22 protein-coding genes are annotated in these 25,399 nt (G+C 65.2%); 19 read left to right on the top strand and 3 right to left on the bottom strand.

The window, feature by feature from the left end; all coding sequences use genetic code 11:
- Positions 1-161 precede the first annotated feature (161 nt).
- From PCA31118_RS03925 to PCA31118_RS03910, 3 genes are all read left to right on the top strand, one after another.
- Positions 162-1,697, top strand: a complete 1,536-nt coding sequence (locus PCA31118_RS03925) for a glycosyltransferase family 39 protein (RefSeq protein WP_150623090.1) — start codon at positions 162-164, stop codon at positions 1,695-1,697.
- 112 nt (positions 1,698-1,809) lie between these two features.
- Positions 1,810-2,787, top strand: coding sequence for an aliphatic sulfonate ABC transporter substrate-binding protein (locus tag PCA31118_RS03920; RefSeq protein WP_150623088.1), 978 nt, complete (start codon positions 1,810-1,812; stop codon positions 2,785-2,787).
- Positions 2,788-3,114: 327 nt separating this feature from the next.
- The gene (locus PCA31118_RS03910; protein WP_150623086.1) at positions 3,115-4,407 is read left to right on the top strand and encodes an MFS transporter; all 1,293 of its coding nucleotides are present in this window, start codon (positions 3,115-3,117) and stop codon (positions 4,405-4,407) included.
- Positions 4,408-4,428: 21 nt separating this feature from the next.
- Here the strand turns inward: PCA31118_RS03910 and PCA31118_RS03905 are convergent, their stop codons facing one another.
- Positions 4,429-5,382 carry a LysR family transcriptional regulator gene (locus PCA31118_RS03905; protein ID WP_150623084.1) on the bottom strand — a complete coding sequence of 318 codons (954 nt, stop codon included), beginning with the start codon at positions 5,380-5,382 and terminating at the stop codon, positions 4,429-4,431.
- A gap of 121 nt (positions 5,383-5,503) precedes the next feature.
- On the opposite strand from PCA31118_RS03905, the gene PCA31118_RS03900 reads away from it, so the two are divergent.
- From PCA31118_RS03900 to PCA31118_RS03885, 4 genes are all read left to right on the top strand, one after another.
- On the top strand, positions 5,504-6,184 hold the full coding sequence (locus tag PCA31118_RS03900) for an HAD-IA family hydrolase (RefSeq protein ID WP_150623082.1): 681 nt from the start codon (positions 5,504-5,506) through the stop codon (positions 6,182-6,184).
- A gap of 11 nt (positions 6,185-6,195) precedes the next feature.
- Positions 6,196-7,353, top strand: a complete 1,158-nt coding sequence (locus tag PCA31118_RS03895; protein WP_150623080.1) for a DSD1 family PLP-dependent enzyme — start codon at positions 6,196-6,198, stop codon at positions 7,351-7,353.
- 182 nt (positions 7,354-7,535) lie between these two features.
- The gene (locus PCA31118_RS03890; RefSeq protein ID WP_150623078.1) at positions 7,536-8,624 is read left to right on the top strand and encodes an LLM class flavin-dependent oxidoreductase; all 1,089 of its coding nucleotides are present in this window, start codon (positions 7,536-7,538) and stop codon (positions 8,622-8,624) included.
- Positions 8,625-8,712: 88 nt separating this feature from the next.
- Positions 8,713-9,768, top strand: a complete 1,056-nt coding sequence (locus PCA31118_RS03885) for an ABC transporter substrate-binding protein (RefSeq protein ID WP_246190040.1) — start codon at positions 8,713-8,715, stop codon at positions 9,766-9,768.
- A 20-nt stretch (positions 9,769-9,788) separates the two neighbouring features.
- Here PCA31118_RS03885 and PCA31118_RS03880 read toward each other — a convergent pair whose 3' ends face one another.
- Entirely contained in the window at positions 9,789-10,685 is an 897-nt protein-coding gene (locus tag PCA31118_RS03880; protein WP_150623076.1) for a LysR substrate-binding domain-containing protein, read from the bottom strand.
- An 8-nt stretch (positions 10,686-10,693) separates the two neighbouring features.
- Positions 10,694-10,993: a hypothetical protein gene (locus PCA31118_RS03875; RefSeq protein ID WP_150623074.1), complete on the bottom strand. Its 300-nt coding sequence runs from the start codon at positions 10,991-10,993 to the stop codon at positions 10,694-10,696.
- On the opposite strand from PCA31118_RS03875, the gene PCA31118_RS03870 reads away from it, so the two are divergent.
- From PCA31118_RS03870 to hutG, 12 genes are all read left to right on the top strand, one after another.
- Entirely contained in the window at positions 10,961-11,887 is a 927-nt protein-coding gene (locus PCA31118_RS03870; protein WP_150623073.1) for an ABC transporter permease, read from the top strand. The genes PCA31118_RS03875 and PCA31118_RS03870 overlap by 33 nt on opposite strands.
- A complete protein-coding gene (locus tag PCA31118_RS03865; RefSeq protein ID WP_150623071.1) occupies positions 11,884-12,921 on the top strand; it encodes an ABC transporter ATP-binding protein in 1,038 nt (345 codons plus the stop codon). The genes PCA31118_RS03870 and PCA31118_RS03865 overlap by 4 nt, the downstream gene beginning before the upstream one ends.
- A gap of 59 nt (positions 12,922-12,980) precedes the next feature.
- Positions 12,981-14,144 (top strand): extracellular solute-binding protein, encoded by a 1,164-nt coding sequence (locus tag PCA31118_RS03860; RefSeq protein ID WP_150623070.1) that lies wholly within the window; start codon positions 12,981-12,983, stop codon positions 14,142-14,144.
- A 47-nt stretch (positions 14,145-14,191) separates the two neighbouring features.
- The gene (locus PCA31118_RS03855) at positions 14,192-15,097 is read left to right on the top strand and encodes an ABC transporter permease (RefSeq protein ID WP_150623068.1); all 906 of its coding nucleotides are present in this window, start codon (positions 14,192-14,194) and stop codon (positions 15,095-15,097) included.
- A complete protein-coding gene (locus tag PCA31118_RS03850; RefSeq protein ID WP_246190039.1) occupies positions 15,075-15,650 on the top strand; it encodes a TIGR00725 family protein in 576 nt (191 codons plus the stop codon). The genes PCA31118_RS03855 and PCA31118_RS03850 overlap by 23 nt, the downstream gene beginning before the upstream one ends.
- A 93-nt stretch (positions 15,651-15,743) precedes the next feature.
- Positions 15,744-16,949, top strand: a complete 1,206-nt coding sequence (locus tag PCA31118_RS03845; protein WP_150623066.1) for a porin — start codon at positions 15,744-15,746, stop codon at positions 16,947-16,949.
- Positions 16,950-17,266: 317 nt separating this feature from the next.
- Positions 17,267-18,022: a histidine utilization transcriptional repressor HutC gene (gene hutC, locus PCA31118_RS03840; RefSeq protein WP_150623064.1), complete on the top strand. Its 756-nt coding sequence runs from the start codon at positions 17,267-17,269 to the stop codon at positions 18,020-18,022.
- Between the two features lie 117 nt (positions 18,023-18,139).
- Positions 18,140-19,819, top strand: coding sequence for a urocanate hydratase (gene hutU, locus PCA31118_RS03835; protein ID WP_150623062.1), 1,680 nt, complete (start codon positions 18,140-18,142; stop codon positions 19,817-19,819).
- Between the two features lie 59 nt (positions 19,820-19,878).
- Entirely contained in the window at positions 19,879-21,411 is a 1,533-nt protein-coding gene (hutH, locus tag PCA31118_RS03830) for a histidine ammonia-lyase (protein ID WP_150623060.1), read from the top strand.
- Between the two features lie 209 nt (positions 21,412-21,620).
- Positions 21,621-23,000 carry an amino acid permease gene (locus PCA31118_RS03825; RefSeq protein WP_150623058.1) on the top strand — a complete coding sequence of 460 codons (1,380 nt, stop codon included), beginning with the start codon at positions 21,621-21,623 and terminating at the stop codon, positions 22,998-23,000.
- Positions 23,001-23,007: 7 nt separating this feature from the next.
- Positions 23,008-24,225, top strand: a complete 1,218-nt coding sequence (gene hutI / locus PCA31118_RS03820; protein ID WP_150623055.1) for an imidazolonepropionase — start codon at positions 23,008-23,010, stop codon at positions 24,223-24,225.
- Between the two features lie 25 nt (positions 24,226-24,250).
- Positions 24,251-25,249 carry a formimidoylglutamase gene (gene hutG, locus PCA31118_RS03815; protein ID WP_150623053.1) on the top strand — a complete coding sequence of 333 codons (999 nt, stop codon included), beginning with the start codon at positions 24,251-24,253 and terminating at the stop codon, positions 25,247-25,249.
- Positions 25,250-25,399 lie beyond the last annotated feature (150 nt).

The raw sequence follows: 25,399 nt of genomic DNA, 5'->3' as shown, positions 1-25,399 counted from the left end.
TTGTGAACGAGTGTGGCCGAAAGGCGCCCCTTCGCCACCTGAAACTAGGCGGAAATCCTTATAAAAACAATTAGATAGCGAGTATTTTCGATCCATTGCCATTGGTTTGGATTGCAAAATGATGCGAAGAACATGCGCGCCTTCGGCCAGTCGAAGCGCGCATGCAAAAACACGACGCCTCCTCTGCTCCCGCCTCCGGCCCTACGTTCGCCCCCACCCGGCGCCCCACCTCCGCACGGGCCATCTTCCTGCGCACGGCGGCTGCCGTTCAATATTCGCCTTCGCTCTACGTCGCGATCTACGCGCTCGTGTGGGCGCTGGTGAGCGCAACGCTCGACCCCACCGTTCCGTTCGACGCCGTCGAAGCCTTCAACTGGGCGCGTAACGCGCAATGGGGAACGCCGAAGAATCCATGGCTGGTCGGCTTTTCGATGTGGCCCGCGCTGGGATTGCGCCCCGAAGCGCTGGCGTTTTATTGGTACGCATCGCACTTCGCTGCCGTGGCGATCGGCATGCTGGGAGTGTGGCACCTTGCCCAACGCCTCTCGGGCAACGCGCGTCTCGCATGGCTGGCCATGCTCAGCCTGCATCTGAGCGGCGCGATCAACATCGACATCCTGCCGTACAACGACAATTACCTGCTGGTCATGCTCTGGCCCTGGATGCTCTGGCTGTTCGTGCGCGCGATGTGCGACTCGCCGCGATTCTGGCCGGCGTTCGGTACCGTGGCCGGGTTGGCCGCCATGACCAAGTATTCGACGTTCGCCTTGCTCGGCGCAATTTTCATCATCACGCTATGGACCCCGTGCACGCGCCGCCACTATCGACAGCCCGCCTTCGTGCTGGGGGTCGCAATCTTCGTCGCGCTTGTCGTCCCCAACGTGCTCTGGCTGACGTCCCACGACTTTGCGGCTTTCCGATGGGTCGACGATCAGATCCAGCAGCGATTGAACCTGCGGGGCCTGCGTGGCGCCCTTGCCGCGTTCTATCCGGTGGCCACGCTCGCCGTCGTCATGCATCTGGCCGGCATCCGATTCAAGGCGCCGCCGTTGCCCGTGTGGCTATCGGCCTGCGTCGTGCTGCCTCCTCTGCTTCCGATCCTCGTGTATTTCACGGTCCATGAGGGCGGACGCATCTCCGAATGGCTGCAACCGTTCGCCGTTCCGCTGCCCGCGCTCCTGGTCGCCTGTGCCGCCCCGCAGACAGCCAGACGCGCCTGGCGAATTTCCCGCTGGCTGCCGGCCGTCGGCCTGATGGTGCTGGTCGGTTACACCATGGCGCTCAGCATGAACCTGCGCAACGCCGGGCAAAAGTTCGCCGGCATCAAGGCCGCCAGCTTCGGCCTCGAGCAACGATGGCAGGCGCGCTACCAGACGCCGCTGGCTTTCGTGGGACACGACCACCTGGCCACCTGGCTGACCTTCTATGCCCCGGGCAACCCGCGCCTGCTCGCACGCTGGTCGGCAACGCAGCGCCCGAACATCTATACGCGAGATATGGACGAATCCGAGGTGCGCGCCCGCGGCGCGCTCCTGCTCGAGCGCCCCGGCCGGTCATGCCGCGAGGCGAACTTTTCGCGCACGCTGGCCTTGTGGCCAACGCTGAGCATCGAGGCCCAGGAAACCGTGCCGTTTGCGTATCACGGCGGCGCATCGCCCATTCCACTTTGCGTCGCATACATCGCACCGCAACGCTGAATATCTAAAGCACAATCGCTTCGTTGCCCCGTTCGGACCGGCCCGGATAATCGACGTCAATCAAATCGATTGACGCATTCGGCCAATTTATCGGGGCAACGTCCCAACGTCCATGAAACCGCTCAACTCACGCTCACGTCGTCATTTCCTCTCCGTACTCGGCGCCGGCGCGGCCAGCGTCGCGCTGCCCCCACTCACCGCCAGGGCAGCGTACGAGCCGGGCAAATTCCGCATCGGCTATCAGAAGGCGGCAAGCACGCTGGTGCTCGCCAAGGCGAACGGCTCGCTCGAAGCGCGCCTGCGCCCGCTCGGCGTCGAGCTCACATGGGCCGAGTTCGCCGCCGGGCCGCAATTGCTCGAAGCCCTCAATGTGGGCGCCATCGACTTCGGCTACGTGGGCGAAGCGCCCCCCGTGTTCGCGCAGGCCGCCGGGGCCGACTTCGTCTACAGCGCCTACGAAATTCCGACGCCGCTCGCCGAGGGCGTCGTCGTCGCAAAGCAGTCGGCCATCCACACGGTCGCCGACTTGCGCGGCAAGCGCGTTGCCTTCAACAAGGGCTCGGACGTCCATTGGTTCCTCGTTGCGTTGCTGCGCAAACACGGGCTGGATTACGGCGACATCAGCCCGGTATTCCTCGCGCCGGCCGACGCACGCGCCGCGCTTGAACGGGGTGCAGTCGACGCCTGGGCGATCTGGGAACCGTTCCTCACCGCCGTGCTCGACCAGAGTCCCGTGCGCCTGCTCGCGAACGCCGAAGGGGCCGCCGATCATCATCAGTTCTTCCTGAGCCAGCGCGCGTTCGCGGAAAAACGGGGTGACGTCGTGAAGGCCACGCTGGAATCGCTGGGCCAGACCGGGCAGCAGATCCGCGCGAACTACGCGGCGGCAGCGGCACAGCTGGCCCCCATTCAGGGTCTCGATGCGAAGATCATCGAGAAAGGCCTGCGCCACTACGCGCACATCTACAAGCCCGTGTCGGAGCCCGTGCTGGCCGCCCAACAGAAAATCGCAGATACGTTCCTGCAACTGCGACTGATTCCGAAACAGATTCGCGTGGCCGACGCCACGCTGCGCCAGCCGCTCGCCTGAGCCGTCACCTGTCACCCGAAACGTTTCGCGTTTCGCGTTTCGCGTTTCGCGTTTCGCGTTTCGCGGCTGACCGCCGGGCGCCTCGTCGAAGTCCGTCCCGACCATGCGGGACGGTCCCGCCCGGTGAGTCTCCTATTCCCGCACGGCAAGACGCTGCCGTCGCGTGCACGGGTTTTCGTCGATTTTTTGATAGAGACACTTGCGCATTCGTCCGACACGCGCAAGAGTGACGTACGCGCCGCGACCGTACTCGTCACACGGCGACCGGGCTAGACTGGCGGTTGCTGCGGCATCGCGCCGCGCACTTCCCGCGAATCAGAGGTTTTTGTGAGCCCCCCGTCTCCTTCAGACGCCGGCACCGGTGCCGGCGACACGACTGTCGGCTATGCCGAACGCAACCGTCCGTACTGGCAGCGCAATCTTGCGATCTGCGTGTTCGGCTCGTTCACCACGCTGGCGGGCCTGAGCATGTTGCTGCCGTTCCTGCCGCTTTACGTCAAACAACTGGGCGTCGCGCCCGAGTCGGCCGTCATTCAGTGGTCGGGGGTCGCCTTCAGCGCAACGTTTCTCGGCACCGCCGCGACTGCGCCAATCTGGGGGCATCTGGCTGATCGCTTCGGGCGTCGCCCAATGCTCATCCGGGCCGCCGTGGGCATGGTGATCGTGACGTCGCTCATCGGCATTGCCCACAATGTCTATCAGCTCGTCGCGCTGCGTCTGCTCACCGGCCTGATCGGCGGTTTCGCGTCGGCGTCGACCGTCATGATCGGCACGCAAGCCCCCCGCGAGCGCGCGGGATGGGCGTTGGGCGTGTTGTCGACCGGCGCCCTCGCCGGCAATCTGACCGGCCCCCTGATCGGTGGCCTGCTTCCGCCGTTGATCGGCATTCGCGGCACCTTCTTCGCCTGCGCCGGCATGATCTCGATCACCGCCCTGCTGACGATTTTCGGTGTGCGCGAAGATTTCGACCGCGCACGCGACGGCAAACGTCGCACCGCGACAAACGGCGACGCGCGCATGCCGACGGCACGGGCCGGCATCATCGCGGCGATATTGTTCACCGGCATGATGGTGCTGCTCGCCAACATGTCCATCGAGCCGATCATTACCGTCTACATCGGCCAGTTGGGCGTCGATGGCCCGCATCTCACGCGCGTGGCGGGTGTGGTCATGGCGAGTTCCGCGCTGGGCAGCATGCTGAGCGCAGCGAAGTTGGGGGCGCTGGCCGATCGCATCGGCAGCTGGCGCGTGATCGTCGGTTGTCTGATCGCGACGGCGCTGGTGATGGTGCCGCAGGCGTTCGTGACCGAGTGGTGGCAGTTGGCGGTATTGCGCGTATTGATGGGCATGACGCTGGCCGGTCTGCTGCCTGCCATCGGCAAGCTGGCGCGGCAGGCCGTCCACGAGCGCAACACCGGCAAGCTGCTCGGCTATCTCCAGTCGGCGCAGTTCAGTGGGCAAGTCATAGGCCCCATCATCGGCGGTCAGGTCGCCGTGATGTTCGGACTGCCCGCCGTCTTCTTCATGACGGCCATCCTCCTGATCCTGTGCAGCGTGCTCGCCAACCGCGCCCGCATCGTCAGCGCTCGGCTCGACCCTCAGCCCGTTCAGCCCACTTAGCACTTAGCCCACTTAGCCCACTCAGCCTTCCTGACGGCGCCCGCGACGCGCCGGCGGCGAAGCGGCGAGCGCGTCTTCCACGAACGCCATGAGCGCCTGCAGCCGCGCGGTGCGACCGCGCCGCGTGGGCACCAGCAACGTGACCGGTGCGCTGTCGAATTCCCAATCGGTTAGCACACGCACGAGTCGGCCCGCCGCGACAGCGTCACGGGTGTCCCATTCGGAGCGCAACACCAGTCCCAGCCCCTGCTCGGCCCACTCGCGTGCGACGCTGCCGTCGTTCGTCGTGTAGGCCGCGACGACACGCACGCTGTCGCGCGCTATCGCCCGTTTGCCTGTTGCTGCGCCTGCCGTTGCACGCCGGCGGAACCGCCACAACGATGCGTCTTCATCGTTCTCCCGAATGCAAATACAGCGGTGTTGCAAGAGCGCGTGCGGATCGGACGGCACGCCGTGCCGCTGCAAGTACGCGGGACTGGCGCACAGCCAGCGATCGTTCGGTGCCAGCGGCCGGGCGATCCACGACGAGTCCCTGACCGCGCCAACGTGGACGACGGCGTCCGAATCATGTTTGTCCGGCCACGGCGTCTCGCGCAGGTCCAGTTGAAGGTTCAGCGCCGGATGCAGTAGACCGAAGCGCGCCAGCACCGGCGCCACATGATGTCGGCCATAGCCGAACGGCGCCGCAACCCGCAGGGAACCCGTCAGACGCTTGTCTTCCCGTCGGAACGACTCGGGCAACGCATCGAGTTGCGCCAGCAATGCCGAGCCTTCGCGCGCCAGCCGCTCGCCCTCGGCCGTGAGGCTGAGCTGCCGGGAGGTCCGCGTGGCCAGCGCCAGACCCAACGTGGCTTCGAGCTTGCGCAGTCGGGCAGAGAGCGCAGGCGGCGTCACGTTGAGCATGCGCGCTGCGGCACTGAGCGATGGCGAGAGCGAAAGCGCCTCGATCAGGCGCAGGTCTTCGATCTGGATCATTCACCTGAGATTAATGTTTGATGTGCGGTTATTTAACCACGGCTTACACAGTTCTTCCTAAACTGCCTTCTATCGCTTCACCCAACGTCACGTCTCCCAACAACGCACCGTCAAAACCACCATGTCCGACACCGCCCCTTCGCGCGACGCCTGGCCGCGCGCCGTACTCTTCGATCTTCTGACGGCATTGCTCGACTCCTGGACCGTATGGAACCGCGCCGCTGGCAGCGAGACGGCCGGACGCGCATGGCGTGCCGAGTATCTGCGGCGCACCTATGGTTGCGGCGCTTACGTCAGCTATGAACAATTGGTGCGCGAAGCCGCCGAGCATGTGGGGTTGCCCGCATCGGCCCCACAAGCCCTCGAAGCCGAATGGCTGACGCTGCCCGCATGGGACGGTGCCCGCGAACTGCTTCAGGCGTTGCGCCCGCATTGCAAGCTCGCGGTCGTCACCAATTGTTCGAAGGCGCTCGGACATCAGGCGGCGTCATTGCTCGGCGTCGAGTGGGATGTCGTCGTCACGTCGGAGGAAGCGGGCTTCTATAAACCCGATCCGCGCCCGTACCGCATGGCGCTCGACAGGCTCGGCATATCGTCCGCCAACGCGGCCGAGGTGGCGGAGGCGGCCTTCGTGGCGGGCTCCGGTTACGACCTGTTCGGCACGTCGGCGCTCGGATTGCGCACGTTCTGGCATAACCGGGTCGGCCTGGCACGCCCGGAGGGCGCCCCCGCACCCGACTGCGAAGCCCCCACCCTCGCACCGGCCCTCGACTGGCTTCGTCATTTCCGTACACACGCCTGAGAACCACCGCCATGACCTCGACCCACCACCTCGCGCTCGCCACGTTGCAGACGCTGGACACCCCAGCGGCCATCATCGATGTGCCACGCATGCAGCACAACATTGCGCGCATGCAGTCGCGCATGGACGCGCTCGGCGTGCGTTTTCGCCCTCACGTGAAAACCAGCAAATGCGTGGAAGTCGCGCACGCGCAGATCGCGGCAGGCGCGTCGGGCATCACCGTCTCCACCCTCAAGGAAGCGGCGCGCTTTTTCGACGACGGGGTGACCGACATCCTCTATGCCGTGGGCATGGTCGCAAGCAAGCTGCCCGCGGCACTGGCGCTGCGCCGTCGCGGCTGCGACCTGAAGATCATCACGGACAGTGTGGCGTCGGCGCAGGCCATTGTGGCGTTCGGCGCCGAGCACGGCGAGACGTTCGACGTGTGGATCGAGATCGATACCGACGGACACCGCTCCGGCATCCGCCCCGAGGAAGACGCCCTGCTCGACGTGGCTCGTGTGCTGCACGACGGCGGCGCACGGCTCGGCGGCGTGATGACACACGCGGGCTCCAGCTACGACTTCGACACCCCCGAAGCGCTCGCCGCCATCGCCGAGCAGGAGCGCGCGGGATGCGTGCTCGCCGCCACGCGGCTGCGCGACGCCGGTCTGCCGTGCGCTGTCGTGAGCGTCGGCTCGACGCCAACGGCGCTTGCCGCCGAACACCTCGAAGGGGTGACGGAAGTGCGCGCGGGCGTCTATGTGTTCTTCGATCTCGTCATGCATAACGTGGGCGTATGCACCACGGACGAACTCGCGCTGAGCGTGCTCACGACAGTGATCGGGCATCAGGCGGACAAAGGCTGGGCAATCGTCGACGCCGGATGGATGGCGATGAGCCGCGATCGGGGCACGCAAAAGCAAAAGCGGGACTTTGGCTACGGGCAGGTTTGTCGCGTCGACGGAAGCCTGGTGCCGGGCTACGTGTTGAGCGGCGCGAATCAGGAGCACGGCATTCTCTCGCGCGAGGGCGAGCCGGACCCCGACATCGTGGCGCGTTTTCCCATCGGCACGCTGCTGCGCATTCTGCCCAACCATGCCTGTGCCACCGGCGCGCAGTTTCCCGAGTACCACGCCATCGATCCGGCGCGCGATCTCGCGACCTGGCCGAGACTGCACGGCTGGTAAGCCGCCGCGCCAGCCGAGGCAATCGAACGCAGAACGTCACATCGCAGGCGCGCGACGCTTGCGATGCTTGCGTTGCTTGCGTTGCTTATGCCGCGGCACAACATAACGTATCCCGATTTGCTTCGTTCACGGCGCGCCGCGCGCCCGCTACGCTCGCGCTTTGCCTGTACTGGAGTGCACTCATGAGCGTAGAAATCATCGGGATGATCACGGCCGCGCCGGGATCCGAAGTCGATCAACCCACCGGCGCCGCCGTCGATCCGACGTTCATCACGCGCATGGCGCAGGCTCATGAGACGGCAGGCTTCGACCGCGCCCTGATCGGCTATTTTTCGAACGGCCCCGAAGGCAGCCTCGTGAGCAGCCATGTCGCTGCCGCGACGCAACGGCTGGGCATTCTGCTCGCTTATCGTCCGGGGGTCATCGCTGCCCCGCTCGCCGCACGCCAACTCGCCACACTCGACCAGTTCTCTCGCGGGCGCCTCGCGCTCAACGTCGTCTCCGGCGGCAATGACGCCGACCTGCGCCGCGACGGGGACTTCCTCGATCATGACGCGCGATACACGCGCACCGACGAGTATCTCGACGCCCTCAAAAGCATCTGGACCGCCGACGCGCCGGTCGACTTCCACGGCGAGCACTATCGCTTCGAGCAGGCGTCGCCTGCCGTGCCGACGTGGCAAAAGCCCCATATTCCCATCTATTTCAGTGGCGCGTCCGATGCCGCCATCGATGTCGCAGCGCGTCACGCCGACACGTACATGCTGTGGGGCGAACCGCTCGACGCCGTCGAGTCGCTGGTCACGCGCGTGCGCGCGGCGGCGCAACGTCACGGTCGCAAACCCCGCTTTTCGATCTCATTTCGCCCGATCGTCGCCGACACCGAAGCACAGGCATGGGAGCGCGCCGAGGACGTGCTGCGTCAGGTCAAGGCCACGCGCGCGAGCCTCGGGCTGCGCGCCGAGGCGCCGGAGAACGTCGGTTCGCAGCGTTTGCTTGCCGCCGCCCAACGGGGCGACGTCGTCGACGAGCGGCTCTGGATGGGCGTGGCCAAAGCAACAGGCGCGCGCTGGAACTCGACATCGCTCGTCGGCACCCCCGAACAGGTCGCACGGGCGTTGGGGCGCTATTACGAACTCGGTGTCGACACGTTCCTCATTCGCGGCTTCGACCCGCTGGGCGACACCATTCGCTACGGCGAGACGCTGATTCCCGCGATCCGCCGTCATGTCGCGGAACTCGATCGTCAACGCACGCCCCGGGCGGCCTGAAGATCTCGTCGAGCCATCTGGCCAATTGATTCGACCCTTTCATCCGTTTCTCTCAAACGTCTCTTCAATCGCTTTTTAGACAGGTGTCATGATGTTGCTGCGCTGGATTCGTCGCGCCCGCTTTACCGTTCCCGCCCTTTCCTTTTCGTTTTCCCTTTCCCCCTCCTTCCGGGCTTTCACTGTCTTCACCGCCATGTCTGCGCTTGGCGCGCTCCATGCCGGCGCGGCCAATGCGCAAGGCGTGACGCTGCGCGTGGGGGATCAGAACTACTACAACGTGCGCGCGTCGATGGAGGCCTCCGGCGCGTTGGAAGGGGCGAACTATCAGGTCGAGTGGAAGCACTTCCAGTCGGCGGCACCGGTCGCTGAAGGTCTGAACGCCGGCGCACTGGACCTTGGCTTTCTCGGTGACTCGGGCTTTCTTTTCCTCGCCGCGAAAGGCGCGCCCGTCAAGCTGATCGCCGTCTCGCGGCAGAACCCGGACACGATCGCGCTGCTCGTGCCGAAGGACTCCCCCGTGAAGTCCATTCAGGACCTCAAAGGCAAGAAAGTCGCCTACTGGCCCGGCGCATGGAGCCAGCAACTGACGTTGCGCGCGCTGGAAAAAGCCGGTTTGCCGACGGACTACGTACAGTTCGTCAAGCTCATGCCTGTGGACGCCGCGGTCGCCCTGCCCAACGGCGCCATCGACGCCTTCCCTGTGTGGGAGCCCTATATTTCGCAGCAAGTCGTGCATAACGGCGCGCGTCCGATCATCACCGCACGCAATCTGATGCCGGGTCTGAGCAGCGTTGCCGCGTATGCGCCGTCGGTCAGCGCGAAACACGCCGCGATCTCCGACTTCCTCGTGCGACTGCAAAAAGCCCGCGCGTGGGTCGAAACGCATAAGGACGTATATGCCGATCAGTGGGCGAAGAAAGCCGGACTGGACCGTGACGTGGCACGTCACTGGATCGGACAGGCAGGGATGACGATCGACCCAGTCGACAAGCAAGCCGTCGCCGACTATCAAGGCACGAGCGACTTCCTCACGCAAACGGGCGCGCTGCCGACTCGCTTCGATGTCAGCAAGATCGTCGATACCTCGTTTGCGCCGGTGCTTGAGGCGAAGGGACAGGCGACACGTCAAAGCGCCTCGCGCTGAGCCTGCGGCAGGCCGATACTTCATCCCTGCGACGCCTGACGCAGCATCCACTCGCGGAACTGCCGGAGCGCAGCGCGCTGTTGCAGGCGCTCTCGCGGATAGCACAGGTAATGACCGTGACGTGGCACATCCACCCCGGCATCCACGGGCACCACCAGACGCCCTGCCTCTACCGCCTCACGCGCGAGAAACGCCGGCACGAGACCCACCCCCATGCCCGCCTCCGCGGCCTGCAGTAGTACAGCGTACTGCTCGAATCGCGGCCCGGGGCGCTGGGCGTGTGGCGCGGCGTCGTAGCAAGCCGCCCATGTGCCCCACACATCCTCCGCCTGGTTGTGCACCAACCTCGGCGCGAATGCGATGTCCGCCACGCCCGGCAGAGGATGACGTGCAAGGAACGATGGCGCACACACCGGCACGAAACGGCGTCCGTCGAGATACTCGCTCACCACGCCTTCCCAGGTGCCGTCGCCGTATCTCACCGCAGCATCGAGCGTGAAGGGAAACGCATCGCCGTGCGAGAGGTGACGGCTGAAGCTGAGCGTCACCCCAGGCGTGCTCGCCAGAAAGTCCGGCAGACGGGGAATCAGCCACTTGGTCGTAAACGTCGGCACGCTGGCAATCGTCAGCAAATCGCTCTCGCCGCGCGAGGTCATCAATTCCAGCGAGGCGTTGCCGATCTCACGCAGCGGCGCCGCCACCCGGTCATGATAGCGACGCCCCGCCTCGGTCAGCGCCAGATGGCGTCCTTCGCGCACGAACAGTGTTGTGCCCACCAGCGCCTCCAGCGCCCCGATCTGACGGCTGACCGCGCTCGGCGTGAGCCCAAGTTCACGGGCAGCACGAGAAAAATTCAAGTGTCTTGCCGCACTGGCAAAGGCGAGCAGTTCGGCGATGTTGGGATAGCAGTGTCGCATTGGAGAGATCAGGACAGGCGTGGGTTGTCGTTCGCTTGGATTCGTTCGATTCGTTCGACAGCGGCATCGCGCCCCCTTGTGTATGCGGCGCCAACTGTTCCGTTTTCGCACAGCACGATGCCCGATTCGTGTGTTTTCTTCATGACGATGACATGTCGGCCCTCGAAACTCTCGCCCAACGTCGATCTGCCCGCCTGCTTTGTGCCGTAAGGAATGGCAAGAGATCGGGTCGACCGAAGCGAATTTTTCATCGTATGCCGTTCAGGTTTCCCCAGATGTCCAACGCCCGCGCCGATCACGCCGATCATGTCGATCACGCCGACCGTTTTGCCCCATCTGTGCCATCGCGGCACAGTCCGGCGTCGGCCGACGCGGCCGCCAATGGGCATTCGCAGTCACGTCGACACGCCGGCGTTCTGGTCTGGGTCGTGCGCGCCGTTGCCGCGCTGTTCCTGATCTATCTTTGCCTGCCGGTACTTCTGCTGCTCGTGGGCGCCTTTGGTCAGACCTGGACAAACACTGTCTTGCCGACCGGCATCACCGGACAGTGGTTTGTCGACCTCGCCGGCGATCCGTCGTTTCGCCGGGCATTCTCCACGAGCCTCATCGTCGCGGTGAGCTGCTGTGCGATGACCGCTGCCGTCGGCCTTCCCCTCGCCTACACGCTGCATCACCGTGCGCGCAACGGCCGCGGGACGATTGCGCGGCTGGTGACCCTGCTGCCCGTGGCGGTGCCGGCGCTCACGCTCGGCTTCGGCTACATCGCCGTGTTCAGCGGCGACACGCTGCCATGGCTCGGCTCGCTCTGGTTGCTGGTGCTGGCGCATGTCGTACTCACGCTGCCGTACCTCACGCAGACGCTGCTCGCCGACCTCCGGCATCTCGATATCGCCAGACTGGAAGATTGCGCCGCGACGCTGGGCGCCTCGCCGCTGCGTCAGTTTCTCAGCATCGCGGTGCCGAATCTCAGCCATAGCCTGGTCGCCGGCCTCGTCATGGTGGCGGCACTATCGATCGGCGAGTTCCAGATATCCAACCTCATCGCCGGCTTCCGCTATCGCAACTATCCGGTCGTCTTGCTGCAGGCGTTCTACGGCGCCACCGGCTTCGCCTGCGCAGCCACCGTCGTACTGCTCGTGCTCGCACTCGCCGCGACCGGCGTGTCGATCGTTGCCGCTTCACGTCAGAAGGTCAGTTCATGAGCCTCACGCTAGAAAACGTCAGCTTCCGCTATGCCGGAGCCGCCCATGGCCTCGATGACGTCAGCCTGCAAGCGCGTCAGGGCGAATTGCTGGCGGTCATGGGTCGCAGCGGTTCCGGCAAATCGACCGTGCTGCGCCTTGTCGCCGGCCTGCTCGACGGCTATCACGGTCGCATCGCCATCGGTGGCCAAGACGTCGGCGGCGTGCCTGTGTGGCGCCGTCACGTGGGCATGGTCTTTCAGCAATACGCGTTATTCCCGCATTTGAGCGTGGTCGATAACGTCGCCTACGGATTGCGCATGCAGGGCGTGCGCCCGGCCCAGCGCCAACAGGCCGCGCTCGCCATGCTCGCCCGTGTCGGACTGGAGGCATTCGCGGCGCGCCGTCCCGCTTCGCTCTCCGGCGGTCAGCAGCAACGCGTGGCGCTCGCTCGCGCGCTGGCGGTGTCGCCACGCGTGCTGTTGCTCGACGAGCCGCTGGCCGCGCTCGACGCGGGCATTCGCCAGCAGTTGCGCGATGAAATTCGCGCACTGCAACAGGCCAGCGGGGCCACGACGCTCATCGTCACGCACGATCGCGACGAAGCCCTGAGTCTCGCGGATCGCGTCGCGGTCATCGACAACGGACGCCTGCTGCAAATCGATACGCCGCAACGCCTGTACGACGCCCCGGCATGTGCAACGGTGGCGAGCTTCACGGGCTTGTCGACGGTCTTGCCCGCCCGTGTGGCAGGCCCCGGCGTGGTCGACACCGGTTTTGCCGAACTGCACGCAGATACCGGTGCGTGGCCTGCGGGCGCCGCCGTCTCGCTGCTGGTGCGGCCCGAACACATTCGGAGCGATCCGCCAGTGGGCACGATCAACCGGCTGGACGGACGCCCCGGCGCAGTGCGCTTCTTCGGCGCGACCTGCCGCTTCGATTTTCTGCCCGATGGCGCAAGCGCACCGTTACTGGGCGAGAGCCGCACACCCGCTTCGTTCGCGATCTCGCTCGATCCCGCGCAGTTGCGGGTACTGCCGCCGCCCGGTGCTTAACCCTTGTTCCGCTTGTTCCATCGCACTTCTTAACTGACGCCCCTCACGGAGCCATGTCGATGATTCACCCCGCATCTGCCTTGCCCGCGCGCGCCGTGTCGGCACTCGCCACGCTCACCGCCTCACTCACCGCCTCACTCGCCGCCTCACTCGCGCTACTCGGCGGCACGGCCTCCTTCGCCTTCGCCCAATCCGGCGCGCAGGCCAATGGACAAGCCGGCGCTGCCGCACCGCTTTATGCGGGCGAAGCCGAGCTGTACGCCAAGGCCGCCGAGGAGGGTCTCGTCGTCTCGTTCGACACGGGACCGGAATGGGCCAACTGGAAAGCCCTGTTCGCCGAATTCCGGAAGCGCTATCCGAAGGTCGAGATTACCTATAACGACATCGGCTCGGCCGCGACGGTCACCGCGCTGGACAAATCGCGCCGTCGACCCCAGGCCGACACTGCCTATTACTTCGCCGGCTCGGCACTGGACGCTGTGCAGAAGGACGTCGTCGCGCCATTCAAGCCGGTCAACTTCGACACGCTGCCCAAGGTCTTCCGCGACAACGACGGCCGCTGGTTCACGATTCACTCGCTCAACATCGCGTTTCTCGTGAACACGAAGCTGGTCAGGCACGTTCCGCAGATGTGGGCGGATCTGCTCAAGCCGGAATACAAGAACTCGGTGGTCTACCTGGACCCACGCTCGACCGGTCAGGGGCAGGTCGCCGTGTTTGCCGCCGCCTATGCGTTTGGCGGCAGCGTCGACAATCCGAAGCCGGGCGCGGAGTTCTTCGGCAAGTTGCGCGATGCCGGGAACGTGATGCGTGTGGAGGGCACCACGCCCTACGCCAAGTTCCTCAAAGGCGAAATTCCGATTCTCATCGGCTACGAGAACGACGGGTTGAAGGCAAAGTACACCGACGGCATGGGCGACGCCGCACAGGTCGTGATTCCGAAGGACGCCACCGTGTCGGCGCCTTACGCCATCAGTCTGGTCAAGAACGGCCCGAATCCGGAAGCCGCCAAGCTCTGGCTGAACCTCATCATGAGTCCGGTCGGTCAATCGCTCTTCGCGCAAGGCTACGTTCGCCCGGCCGTACCCGGCACGCCGATGAGCGCCGAAATGCGCGCCCGCATGCCGGACGCCCCGCAGGTCCACCCGCTCGACGTCGCCCGCGCCGCGGCGCAGAAGGCGGAAGTCGACCGTCTGTGGGCCGCAGCCGCGCTCGCCAAGTGAGCCGGGGCACCTCGGGCACCTCGGGCACCTGGGACACCCCGGACACCATGAATTCCGTGCACGCATCGACGCGCCGCGACGACACGCCCCGGACCGGCGGATCGAACGAGCCGCCGGCCACCCGACGGGCCGGCGTCGCGCCGCGCGGCTGGGTTCGTCGCTTCGGCGGCTTGCCTGCGGCCCTGGTGCTCACGCTCGGCTTCGGCTTGCCGCTGGCCGCGCTGGTGGTCGCCGCATTCGAGCGGCACGGCGCTGCATTTCGCGCCATCGCCCTCGATCCGCTGATACGTGACGCCTTCGTCAATTCACTGGCATTGGCGGTGGGTGCGGGCACCGCTTCGCTGGTCGTGGGTGCATTCATCGCGATCACGCTGGCACGCCAAACACCGCGCCGTCGCCGACTTTGGCTCGCCGCCATGGGGGTGCCGCTAGCCTTCTCCGGGCTCGTGATCGCCTATGGCTTCATTCTGGCGTTCGGACGCTCGGGCTTCGTCACGATGACCCTCGCCCCGCTCGGTGCCGATCCGGTGCGCTTGGGCGCCCTGATCTACACGGCGCCGGGTCTTGTCGCGGCGTATGCGTACTACCTGATTCCGCGCGTGGCGCTGATGGTCTACCCCGCCATCGCCAACCTCGACCGTCGCCCCATCGAAGCGGCGCTCACGCTGGGTGCGACACCGCTGCGTGCAATCGTGGACGTCGCTCTGCGCGAACTCTGGCCCACGCTCGCGGCGGCGTGGTGCCTCGTCACAGCGATTGCGCTGGGCACGTACGGCACGGCGCTCGCGCTGGCCGGCACGCAGATCAACATTCTGCCGTTGCTCATGTTCCTGAAGATGTCGGACGGGCAAACGGATTTTCCACAAGCTGCCGCACTGTCGCTCGTGCTGATGGCCGTGTGCAGCGGTGTCCTCGCTCTTGGAGAGTGTCTTGTACGGCGTCATCCCGAATGAGTGGTCGGCTGCGGCCTGCCACGCCCTCGATCAACTGGCGGCGCGGCAAGCGGGCGCGTCGCGTCACGTCACGCCCGTCGGCCTGATCGGTCCGCGCGAAGCCACGTCCGCTCAGCTCCATGCGGCGCAACGCATCGGCCACGCGCTGGCAGCAGCCGGTATCGCGCTGGTGTGCGGCGGCAAAGGCGGCGTGATGGAAGCGGCATCGGCCGGGGCAAGCGCTGCCGGCGGCATCGTGATCGGTCTGCTGCCCGAGGACCACGCTGCCGACGCCAACCCGCATCTGAGCGTTGCCCTGCCGACCGGGCTGGGCATTACGCGCAACGCCCTGATCGCGCGCGCCTCGGTCTGCCTCGTCGCCGTCGGCGGGGGGTTGGGCACGCTCTCTGAAATCGCGCTGGGCCTTCAGTGGCGCAAACCGGTCTTTACCGTCCTCGATGCGCCTGCCGTGCCGGGCACCGAGAGTTTCGACGATATCGACGCGCTGGTCGTGGCCGTGGCCACATGGCTCGCCGTCGCCGGACTTCCCGGAGGTGACACCCCCGGCAAGTGACACCGGCAGTTCCACAAAAACCGACCCACACCGGGGAACTGCCGGTGCGATTTCGTGACGTTCCTGCAATATAAATTTAGGATCACTAATATTATGAAACGCATTCTTCTCGCTGCACTCGGCCTGGGCGGTATGGCCGGATTCATGGCTCCCGTCTACGCACAAAGCAGCGTGACCCTGTACGGCATCGTCGATGCCGGCGTGGGCTACGCGAGCGGTCAGCGCACGGCCAACTCCAAGGGTGGCGTCGGCGCACCGATCAACTACACCAACGGTTCGGTATGGGGTTTTGCCAGCGGCACGTGGTCCGGCGACCGTTGGGGCCTGAAGGGCTCGGAAGACCTGGGCGGCGGCAATTCGGCCATCTTCCAGCTGGAAAACGGCTTCAACATCGGTAACGGCACGTCAGGCCAGGGTGGCCGACAGTTCGGCCGTCAGTCGTGGATGGGTCTGCAAAGCGCAACCCTGGGCAAGCTCACGTTCGGTCGTCAGTACGATCCGATCGTCGATTATGTCGGCTCGCTGAGCGCAGGCACGTTCGTCACCGGCATGGGCGCTCACCCGGGCGATATCGACAACCAGGACAACCAGTCGCGCGTGAACAACTCGGTGAAGTGGGCAAGTCCGGTCTACGCCGGCTTCCAGTTCGGCGCGATCTACGGCTTTGGCGGGCAGCCGGGCAGCGTCAAGAACCAGAACACCTGGGGCTTCGGCGGTCAATACGCCAGCGGTCCGTTCGCGATCGGCGTGGGGTACCTGCAAGCCACGAACGCCTACGGTGCGGCCGGCACGTGGACCGGCTCGTACGACGGCACGTTCTCCTCGTCGATCAACGAAGGCTTCGCCTCGGCCGCGAGCCAGCGCATCATCTCCGCAGCCGGTACCTACACGTTCGGCGCCACGCAGGTCGGTATCCAGTACGGCAACGTGCAGTACACGCCGGGCTCGCTCTCGACGTTCGCCAGCAGCTTCACGTTCAATACGGTCGGCGCGACCTTGGCCTATCAGGTCACCCCCGCCCTGCGACTGGCCGGCGCGTACAACTACACGCAAGGCAGCGACGTCAAGGGCGCAGGCGGTCCGAAGTATCACACGGTGAACTTCGCGTCGTACTACGCGCTGTCCAAGCGCACGTCGCTGTACGGTCTGGTCGGCTACCAGAAGGCGTCGGGCAGCACGCTCGACACGTTCGGCAACGTCGTCGCGGCCACGGCGTCGGTCGGCGACGTGGGCAACGGCATCTCTTCCGCCACGGCGACGCAGACGTTTGTGCGCGTGGGTGTGCGTCAAACGTTCTGAGCGTCTGCGCGCATGCGCGTGGAACCGTTGATGTCTTAGGGTCACACTGAACGGCCCTCCGCCGCCCCACGGCGGGGGGATCTGAGTTGCGCTTCGGGGACTTCGCGAGAACCGGATCGGCACGCAACGTTGTGGACGTGGTGTGGCGTTGCATGACGGACCGGCTCACCCTTGGGCACGCTTTCGCACATCCCTCGCACGGCCTTGCCTCAAGCCGTGCCGTGCGCCGGCGTGCCGTTTTTTTCCTCTGCGGCAGACGATTGGCTTATCCTTCAGGCTTTCCCACCCGCACATACGTGACCGGAGAGGCCAACAAGGTGCCACGTCAAACCGCCCAGACGACTGTCGAAACACTTACCGATCAAGGGCCTGCGCCACGCTACCTGCAGTTAAAGCAGTTCATCTGCCGCCAGATCGACACCGGCGCGTGGCCGCCGCATCATCGGGTGCCGTCGGAAAACGAACTCGTCGAGCAATCCGGTGTGAGCCGCATGACCGTCAATCGCGCATTGCGTGAGCTTACGGCCGAAGGGCGGCTCGTGCGCATGCAAGGCGTGGGCACTTTCGTCGCAGAGCCGAAGTCGCACTCGCCGCTGCTTGCCGTGAACAACATTGCCGACGAAATCTCCGGGCACGGGCATCGGCATCGCGCCGAAGTGAAACTGCTGCGCGAAGAACTCGCCGGCCCGGAACGCGCGCTCGCCATGGGGTTGCAGGAGCGCGAAAAGCTGTTCCATTCGGTGATCGTCCACTATCAGGACAACATTCCGGTGCAGATCGAAGACCGCTTCGTGAACCCGGCACTCGCACCGAACTACCTCGAGCAGGATTTCACCAAGCTCACGCCCAACGCCTATCTTCAGCGCACCTCGCCGCTCAGCTCCGGCGAGCATGTCGTCGAGGCCGTGACCGCCACGCCGGACGAAGCGCAGATGCTCCAGATCCAGCGCACCGAACCTTGCCTGCTGATTCGTCGACGCACGTGGTCCGGCAAGCGGATCGTCTCCGTCGCGCGTCTGCTGCACCCCGGCTCGCGCCATCGCCTCGAAGGTCGTTTCGGCGACACCGAGTAACCGCGTCAAGGCTTCGGTTCCGGCGTCACCGCGCGCCCCGTGAAAACCCTAGTTCACGGCTAGTTGTATATACAATACTGTACAAGCCATTCAACGCTCAGAACCAAGGGAATCACAGTGAGCCAATTCACCCGATATCGCGACGTCACCCTGCGCGCCCCGCGCGGCACGCAACTCAACGCCAAAAGCTGGCTGACCGAAGCCCCGCTTCGCATGCTGATGAACAACCTCGATCCGGACGTGGCCGAGAATCCGAACGCCCTCGTGGTGTACGGCGGCATCGGCCGCGCCGCGCGCAACTGGGAGTGCTTCGACAAGATTGTCGAGACGCTCAAGACCCTGAACGACGACGAGACGCTGCTGGTGCAATCCGGCAAACCGGTCGGCGTGTTCAAGACCCATGCCGACGCACCGCGCGTGCTCATCGCCAATTCGAATCTCGTGCCGCACTGGGCAACGTGGGAGCACTTCAACGAACTCGACGCCAAGGGGCTGGCCATGTACGGCCAGATGACCGCAGGTTCGTGGATCTACATCGGCAGCCAGGGCATCGTGCAAGGCACCTACGAGACGTTCGTGGAAGCCGGTCGCCAGCATTACGGCGGCAACCTGAAGGGGCGTTGGGTGCTCACCGCCGGCCTGGGTGGCATGGGCGGCGCACAACCGCTGGCCGCCACACTCGCCGGCGCCTGCTCGCTGAACATCGAATGCCAGCAGACCAGCATCGACTTCCGCCTGCGCACGCGCTACGTCGACGAACAGGCCAAGGATCTCGACGACGCCCTCGCCCGCATTGCCCGATACACCGCCGAGGGTCAGGCCGTCTCCATCGCGCTGTGCGGCAACGCCGCCGAGATTCTGCCGGCGCTGGTGCGCCGTGGCGTACGCCCGGACATGGTCACGGACCAGACCAGCGCGCACGATCCCCTCAACGGTTATCTGCCGATCGGCTGGACTTGGGACGAGTACCGCGAGCGTGCCCGCTCGACGCCGGCCGAAGTCGTGAAGGCCGCCAAGCAGTCGATGGCTATCCACGTCAAGGCGATGCTGGACTTCAAGGCGATGGGTGTGCCGACCTTCGACTACGGCAACAACATCCGGCAGATGGCCAAGGAAGAAGGCGTGCAGAACGCGTTCGATTTCCCCGGGTTTGTGCCGGCGTATATCCGACCGCTGTTCTGCCGTGGCGTCGGCCCGTTCCGCTGGGCGGCCCTCTCGGGCGATCCGCAAGACATCTACAAGACCGACGCGAAGGTCAAGGAACTGATTCCGGACGACGCCCACCTGCACCGCTGGCTCGACATGGCGCGCGAGCGCATCAGCTTCCAGGGCCTGCCGGCTCGCATTTGCTGGGTCGGCCTCGGTCTGCGCGCCAAGCTCGGCCTGGCGTTCAACGAAATGGTACGCTCGGGAGAACTCTCGGCGCCGGTCGTCATCGGCCGCGACCATCTGGATTCCGGCTCGGTGGCGAGCCCGAACCGTGAAACGGAAGCCATGCGCGACGGCTCCGATGCCGTCTCCGACTGGCCGCTGCTCAATGCGCTGCTCAACACCGCCAGCGGCGCGACGTGGGTCTCGCTGCATCACGGTGGCGGCGTCGGTATGGGCTTCTCGCAGCATTCCGGTGTGGTGATCGTGTGCGACGGCACCGACGCCGCCGCGGCGCGCATCGCCCGCGTGCTCAACAACGATCCGGCCACGGGCGTGATGCGTCATGCCGATGCCGGATACGAAATTGCGATCGATTGCGCCCGCGAGCACGGCCTGAACCTGCCCATGCTGGGCACCGCCAAGTAAGCAATTTACAGACACAAGACAAGACACCCCCGACTATGTCGAATCAAGGAACTCCGTCCATGGCCCAACTGTTCGTGACGCCCGGCACCCTCACGCTGGCGCAGCTGCGCGACGTCTATCAGCATCCGACTATCGTTACGCTCGACGAGAAGGCTTACGCCGCCATCGACAAGAGCGTCGCCTGTGTCGAAGGCATCGTGGCCGAGGGACGCACCGCCTACGGTATCAATACCGGTTTCGGCCTGCTCGCCTCGACGCGCATCGCCCACGAGGACCTCGAAAACCTGCAACGCTCGCTCGTGCTCTCGCACGCTGCCGGTGTGGGCGCCCCACTGGACGACGCGCTCGTGCGTCTGATCATGGTGCTCAAGATCAACAGTCTGGCGCGTGGCTTCTCGGGCATTCGCCGCAAGGTGATCGACGCGCTCGTCACACTCGTGAACGCCGAGGTCTACCCGCGCATCCCGCTCAAGGGCTCGGTCGGCGCCTCGGGCGATCTGGCGCCGCTTGCCCATATGTCGCTGTTGTTGCTCGGTGAGGGGCAGGCGCGCCATCGCGGTCAGTGGATGAACGCTCGCGAAGCGCTCGCCGTCGCCGGTCTGGAACCCCTCACGCTCGCCGCCAAGGAAGGATTGGCGTTGCTCAATGGCACGCAGGTGTCGACCGCCTACGCGTTGCGCGGCTTGTTCGAAGCCGAAGACATGTACGCCGCGGCAAGTGTGTGCGGGGCGATGACCGTCGAAGCCATGCTCGGTTCGCGCGCTCCCTTCGACGCGCGCATTCACGCCGCACGCGGACAGCGCGGCCAGATCGATGCGGCAGCGGTCTTCCGCCACCTGCTGGGCGAGACGAGCGAGGTCGGTCAGTCGCACGCCAATTGCGAAAAGGTGCAGGACCCCTATTCGCTGCGTTGTCAGCCGCAGGTCATGGGCGCATGTCTGACGCAGATCCGTCAGGCAGCCGAGGTCCTCGCCGTCGAAGCCAACGCCGTGTCGGACAACCCGCTCGTCTTCTGGGAACAGGGCGACGTGATCTCCGGCGGCAACTTCCACGCCGAACCGGTGGCGATGGCCGCCGACAATCTTGCGCTGGCGCTGGCCGAGATCGGCGCGCTGAGCGAGCGGCGCATCTCGCTGATGATGGACAAGCACATGTCGCAGTTGCCCGCGTTTCTCGTGGCCAACGGCGGCGTGAATTCCGGCTTCATGATCGCGCAGGTCACGGCCGCAGCGCTCGCCTCCGACAATAAGGCCTTGGCACATCCGGCCAGCGTTGATAGTCTCCCGACCTCGGCCAACCAGGAGGACCACGTGTCCATGGCCCCGAACGCCGGAAAGCGGCTTTGGGAGATGGCCGATAACGTCAAGGGCATTATCGCGATCGAATGGCTGAGCGCCGCTCAGGGCCTGGACTTCCGGGAAGGCGTAAAAACCACGCCGGCCCTGGAACGCGCCCGCGCCCTGCTGCGCCAGTCGGTTCCGTTCTACGATAAGGATCGTTATTTCGCGCCGGATATCGAGGGCGCAAGCGAACTCATCGCACAGCGGACATTGAGCGCGCTCGTGCCCGCCGGCACGTTGCCGAGCCTTTGAGTCGCGTCTGAGCATCGCCCGCCGGGGCGAAACGGACAGTGATTCGCGCTCCGGCTTTGTGGCGTACCGGGTTACCCCCGCATTCGCCGGTCTCTCAGTTCGCTGACTGGACCGGCGCACGGACGACCCGATTTTCTTTGCCGACCGCGTCTACGTGTAAGTGTGCATGCGTGCATGCGAGTCGGCTCGTCATGGATTCAGGAGACAGCTTGAAAACCCTGCAACGCAATCTGAGCGCGCGGCACATCCGCTTTCTGGCGCTCGGCTCAGCGATCGGCACCGGCCTGTTCTACGGCTCGGCGTCGGCCATTCAACTCGCCGGTCCGGCGGTCATTCTCGCGTACATCCTCGGCGGTGCCGCCGTCTATATGGTGATGCGTGCGCTCGGCGAGATGGTCGTGCGTCAACCGGTATCGGGATCGTTCGGCCGCTACGCGCGCGACAATCTCGGGCCGCTGGCCGGCTTCCTCACGGGCTGGACGTACATCCTCGAAATGGTCATCGTCTGCCTGGCGGACGTCACGGCCTTCGGTATCTATATGGGCTTCTGGTTCCCGGACGTTGCGCAATGGATCTGGGTGCTGGGCGTCGTGATGCTGATCTGCGGCCTGAATCTGTGCAACGTGAAGGTATATGGCGAGCTGGAATTCTGGCTGGCGCTGGTGAAGATTCTCGCCATCGTCGCCATGATCGTGGGCGGGGGCGTCATTCTGTTCTCCGGCGTGCAGATGCACAGCGAGCATGCGCCGGCAGTGAGCAACCTCTGGACGCATGGCGGCTTCCTGCCGAACGGCTGGGGCGGTCTGGTGGCGTCGCTCGCCGTGGTGATGTTCGCCTACGGCGGCATCGAGATCATCGGCATTACCGGTGGCGAAGCGAAAGATCCGGAGAAGGTGATTCCGCGCGCCATCAATGCCGTACCGGCTCGCATTCTTCTGTTCTACGTGCTCACGATGTGCGTGCTCATGGCGATCTTCCCGTGGACCGGCATCGGCCGCCAGGGCAGCCCGTTCGTGCAGATTTTCTCGGGGCTGGGCATCAAATCTGCGGCCGCCATCCTGAATGTCATCGTGATTTCCGCGGCCATCTCCGCCATCAACAGCAACATCTTCGGTGCGGGTCGCATGATGTTCGGCATGGCCGAGCACGGACAGGCGCCGGCGATGTTTACGGCGACCTCGCGGCATGGCGTGCCCTGGGTCACGGTACTGGTGATGACCGCGGCACTGCTTGGCGGCGTGGTGCTCAACTACCTGATTCCGGAAGGCGTATTCCTGATCATCGCGTCCATCGCCACGTTCGCCACGGTGTGGGTGTGGCTGATGATCCTGCTCTCGCAGGTGGCCATGCGGCGTCGCTTGTCGACCGAGGAAGTCGCCGCATTGAAGTTCAAGGTGCCACTGTGGCCGGTGGGCCCGGCGCTGGCCATCGCGTTCATGCTCTTCGTGATCGGGGTGCTCGGGTACACGGAAGACACGCGCATCGCGCTCTACGTCGGTGCGGGCTGGATCGTACTGATGTCGATGGCCTATCGATTCGGTGTCAAACCCAAGGAAGTGCAACTGCGCGCGCAAATGCGCCCGGAATGAGCCTCACATGAAACGTACCTACTGGAAGCACTGCCATGTCGCGACCATGCGCGACGGCCGATACCAGGCGATCGAAGACGCCGTGATCGTCACGCACGGCAAACAGATCGAGTGGGTCGGCCCGCGCGGCGAGCGCTCGGCGTCTGGCGTGGATGAATGCATCGATCTGAACGGGGCGTGGGTCACGCCCGGTCTGATCGACTGCCATACGCATCTGGTCTTCGGCGGCAATCGCAGTCTCGAGTTCGAGCAGCGCTTGCAAGGCGTGAGCTACGCCGAAATCTCGGCAGCGGGCGGCGGCATCAAGCACACCGTGCGCCACACCCGCGACGCGACCGAGGACGCCCTCTTCGCGTCGGCTCGCAAACGCCTGCTCGCGCTCATGCGCGACGGCGTCACCACGGTGGAAATCAAGTCCGGGTACGGGCTCGACCTGAACAGCGAGCGAAAGATGTTGCGCGTCGCCCGCCGCCTGGGCGAAGCGTTGCCCGTGACGGTGAAGACCACGTGTCTGGCGGCGCACACCGTGCCGTCCGAGTTTGCGGGCAAGGCCGACGAGTATGTGAATTACGTCTGCTCGGAAATTCTGCCGACGCTCGCCGAGGAACGTCTGGTGGACGCCGTCGATGCCTTCTGCGAGACCATCGCGTTTTCGCCGGCACAAGTCATGCGTGTGTTGCTGCGCGCCCAGAAGCTGAAGTTGCCTATCAAGCTGCATGCCGAGCAACTCTCGCCGCTTGGCGGGTCGAGCATGGCGGCGGAACTGGGTGCGCTGTCGGCGGACCATCTGGAGTACATGACCCCGGAGGACGCTGCGGCCATGGGCCGTGCGGGTACGGTCGCGGTACTGCTTCCCGGCGCGTTCCACATGCTGCAGGAGACGCGTCGTCCGCCGGTCGATCTGTTGCGTCGGCATGGCGTGGATATCGCGGTGGCCTCCGATCTGAACCCGGGCACCTCGCCTGCGCTGTCGTTGCGGCTCATGCTCAACATGGCCTGCACGCTGTTCGGGCTGACGCCGGAGGAAGCCCTTGCCGGTGTCACGCGCAACGCTGCGAAGGCGCTCGGCATGCTCGACACACACGGCACGATCGAAGCCGGGAAGACGGCCGACTTCGTGGCGTGGGAGATCGAGCGCCCTGCCGAGCTGGCTTACTGGCTGGGCGGCGAGCTGCCCTCGCGTACCGTGCGCCATGGCGTGTGGCGCGACCTCGCAACCGCTTGAGTCGGCGACGATCAGGAGACTTTGCATGGTGACGCAAATCCAACCGCTACAGCCGCTACAGCCGCAACAACGGGCGCAGCCGGCGTCAGGCGACACGCCAGTCTGGCACGGACGTACGGACGTCGGTGAGCGCGGCGATACGCGGCGTCTCTTCAACATCGTGCGTGAGATCGATGTGCAAGCCGAGGCGCCGGGCGTCGGTGTCCCGGTACTGCTCGGCTTTGCCTGCGATGCGGGCGTCAGGCGAAATCAGGGACGTGTGGGCGCCGCCGAAGGGCCGCAAGCGATCCGTCGTGCGCTGGCGAATCTGCCGGCGCATGACATGACCTGCCTGTATGACGCAGGCGATGTCACGTGCGACGGCGACGATTTGGAAGCGGCTCAGCAGGCGCTGGCGGACGCCGTTCGCCGCCAGCTCGATGCAGGCGCGCAACCGGTGGTCCTCGGCGGGGGGCACGAGGTGGCATGGGGAACATGGCAAGGTCTGAGGGCGCATCTCGATGCTCAGGGCGACCGCTCACCCGTGCTGATTCTCAATCTGGATGCGCACTTCGATCTTCGAACGGCGCGCCCGGGCACCTCCGGTACGCCGTTCGACCAGATCGCGCTGGCCTGCGAATCGGCGGGGTTGCCGTTCGATTACGCCTGTCTGGGCGTGAGCCGACTGAGCAACACGGCCTCGTTGTTCGAGCGCGCCCGGGGGTTGAAGGTGACTTACGTCGAAGACACGGAGATGCAGGACCGCCACCTGGACGTACGTCTTGCGCAGATCGATGCGCTGATCGCCGATGTCTCACACGTCTACCTGACCATCGATCTGGACGTGCTGCCCGCGCCGGTCATGCCCGGCGTGTCCGCCCCGGCGGCGTATGGCGTGCCACTGTCCGTCGTCGAGGCCATCGTCACGCACGTGCGCCACTCAGGCAAACTGCTCGTGGCCGATCTCGCCGAGTACAACCCGCGATTCGACGCTCAGGGCACGGCAGCCCGGGTCGCCGCCCGTCTCGCCTATCGGTTGCTTTGAGCCTCCCCAAATTCCCACCGTCTAATACAAAGTATTAGTTTTTCTTAACATGGTTTTGTTTTAAGGCCTCGCGTCCCTACAATCTCCAGAAATTCTTATACCGATGTGTCGCTGTGTGTCGGCAAGGACCGCATCACGTCCTTGCGCACT

This window comes from Pandoraea captiosa, assembly GCF_902459775.1.
Classification (GTDB): Bacteria; Pseudomonadota; Gammaproteobacteria; order Burkholderiales; family Burkholderiaceae; genus Pandoraea; species Pandoraea captiosa.
Note: the sequence above shows the minus strand (reverse complement) of the source record. Positions and strands in the feature narration are given on the sequence as shown.

What these genes read in the sequence shown, in the direction of transcription:
- PCA31118_RS03925 (WP_150623090.1), top strand. Translation starts at nt 162, where the DNA reads ATGCAAAAACACGACGCCTCCTCTGCTCCCGCCTCCGGCCCTACGTTC.
- PCA31118_RS03920 (WP_150623088.1), top strand. Translation starts at nt 1,810, where the DNA reads ATGAAACCGCTCAACTCACGCTCACGTCGTCATTTCCTCTCCGTACTC.
- PCA31118_RS03905 (WP_150623084.1), bottom strand. Translation starts at nt 5,382, where the DNA reads ATGATCCAGATCGAAGACCTGCGCCTGATCGAGGCGCTTTCGCTCTCG.
- PCA31118_RS03900 (WP_150623082.1), top strand. Translation starts at nt 5,504, where the DNA reads ATGTCCGACACCGCCCCTTCGCGCGACGCCTGGCCGCGCGCCGTACTC.
- PCA31118_RS03895 (WP_150623080.1), top strand. Translation starts at nt 6,196, where the DNA reads ATGACCTCGACCCACCACCTCGCGCTCGCCACGTTGCAGACGCTGGAC.
- PCA31118_RS03890 (WP_150623078.1), top strand. Translation starts at nt 7,536, where the DNA reads ATGAGCGTAGAAATCATCGGGATGATCACGGCCGCGCCGGGATCCGAA.
- PCA31118_RS03885 (WP_246190040.1), top strand. Translation starts at nt 8,713, where the DNA reads ATGATGTTGCTGCGCTGGATTCGTCGCGCCCGCTTTACCGTTCCCGCC.
- PCA31118_RS03880 (WP_150623076.1), bottom strand. Translation starts at nt 10,685, where the DNA reads ATGCGACACTGCTATCCCAACATCGCCGAACTGCTCGCCTTTGCCAGT.
- PCA31118_RS03870 (WP_150623073.1), top strand. Translation starts at nt 10,961, where the DNA reads ATGTCCAACGCCCGCGCCGATCACGCCGATCATGTCGATCACGCCGAC.
- PCA31118_RS03875 (WP_150623074.1), bottom strand. Translation starts at nt 10,993, where the DNA reads ATGATCGGCGTGATCGGCGCGGGCGTTGGACATCTGGGGAAACCTGAA.
- PCA31118_RS03865 (WP_150623071.1), top strand. Translation starts at nt 11,884, where the DNA reads ATGAGCCTCACGCTAGAAAACGTCAGCTTCCGCTATGCCGGAGCCGCC.
- PCA31118_RS03860 (WP_150623070.1), top strand. Translation starts at nt 12,981, where the DNA reads ATGATTCACCCCGCATCTGCCTTGCCCGCGCGCGCCGTGTCGGCACTC.
- PCA31118_RS03855 (WP_150623068.1), top strand. Translation starts at nt 14,192, where the DNA reads ATGAATTCCGTGCACGCATCGACGCGCCGCGACGACACGCCCCGGACC.
- PCA31118_RS03845 (WP_150623066.1), top strand. Translation starts at nt 15,744, where the DNA reads ATGAAACGCATTCTTCTCGCTGCACTCGGCCTGGGCGGTATGGCCGGA.
- hutH (WP_150623060.1), top strand. Translation starts at nt 19,879, where the DNA reads ATGGCCCAACTGTTCGTGACGCCCGGCACCCTCACGCTGGCGCAGCTG.
- hutI (WP_150623055.1), top strand. Translation starts at nt 23,008, where the DNA reads ATGAAACGTACCTACTGGAAGCACTGCCATGTCGCGACCATGCGCGAC.
- hutG (WP_150623053.1), top strand. Translation starts at nt 24,251, where the DNA reads ATGGTGACGCAAATCCAACCGCTACAGCCGCTACAGCCGCAACAACGG.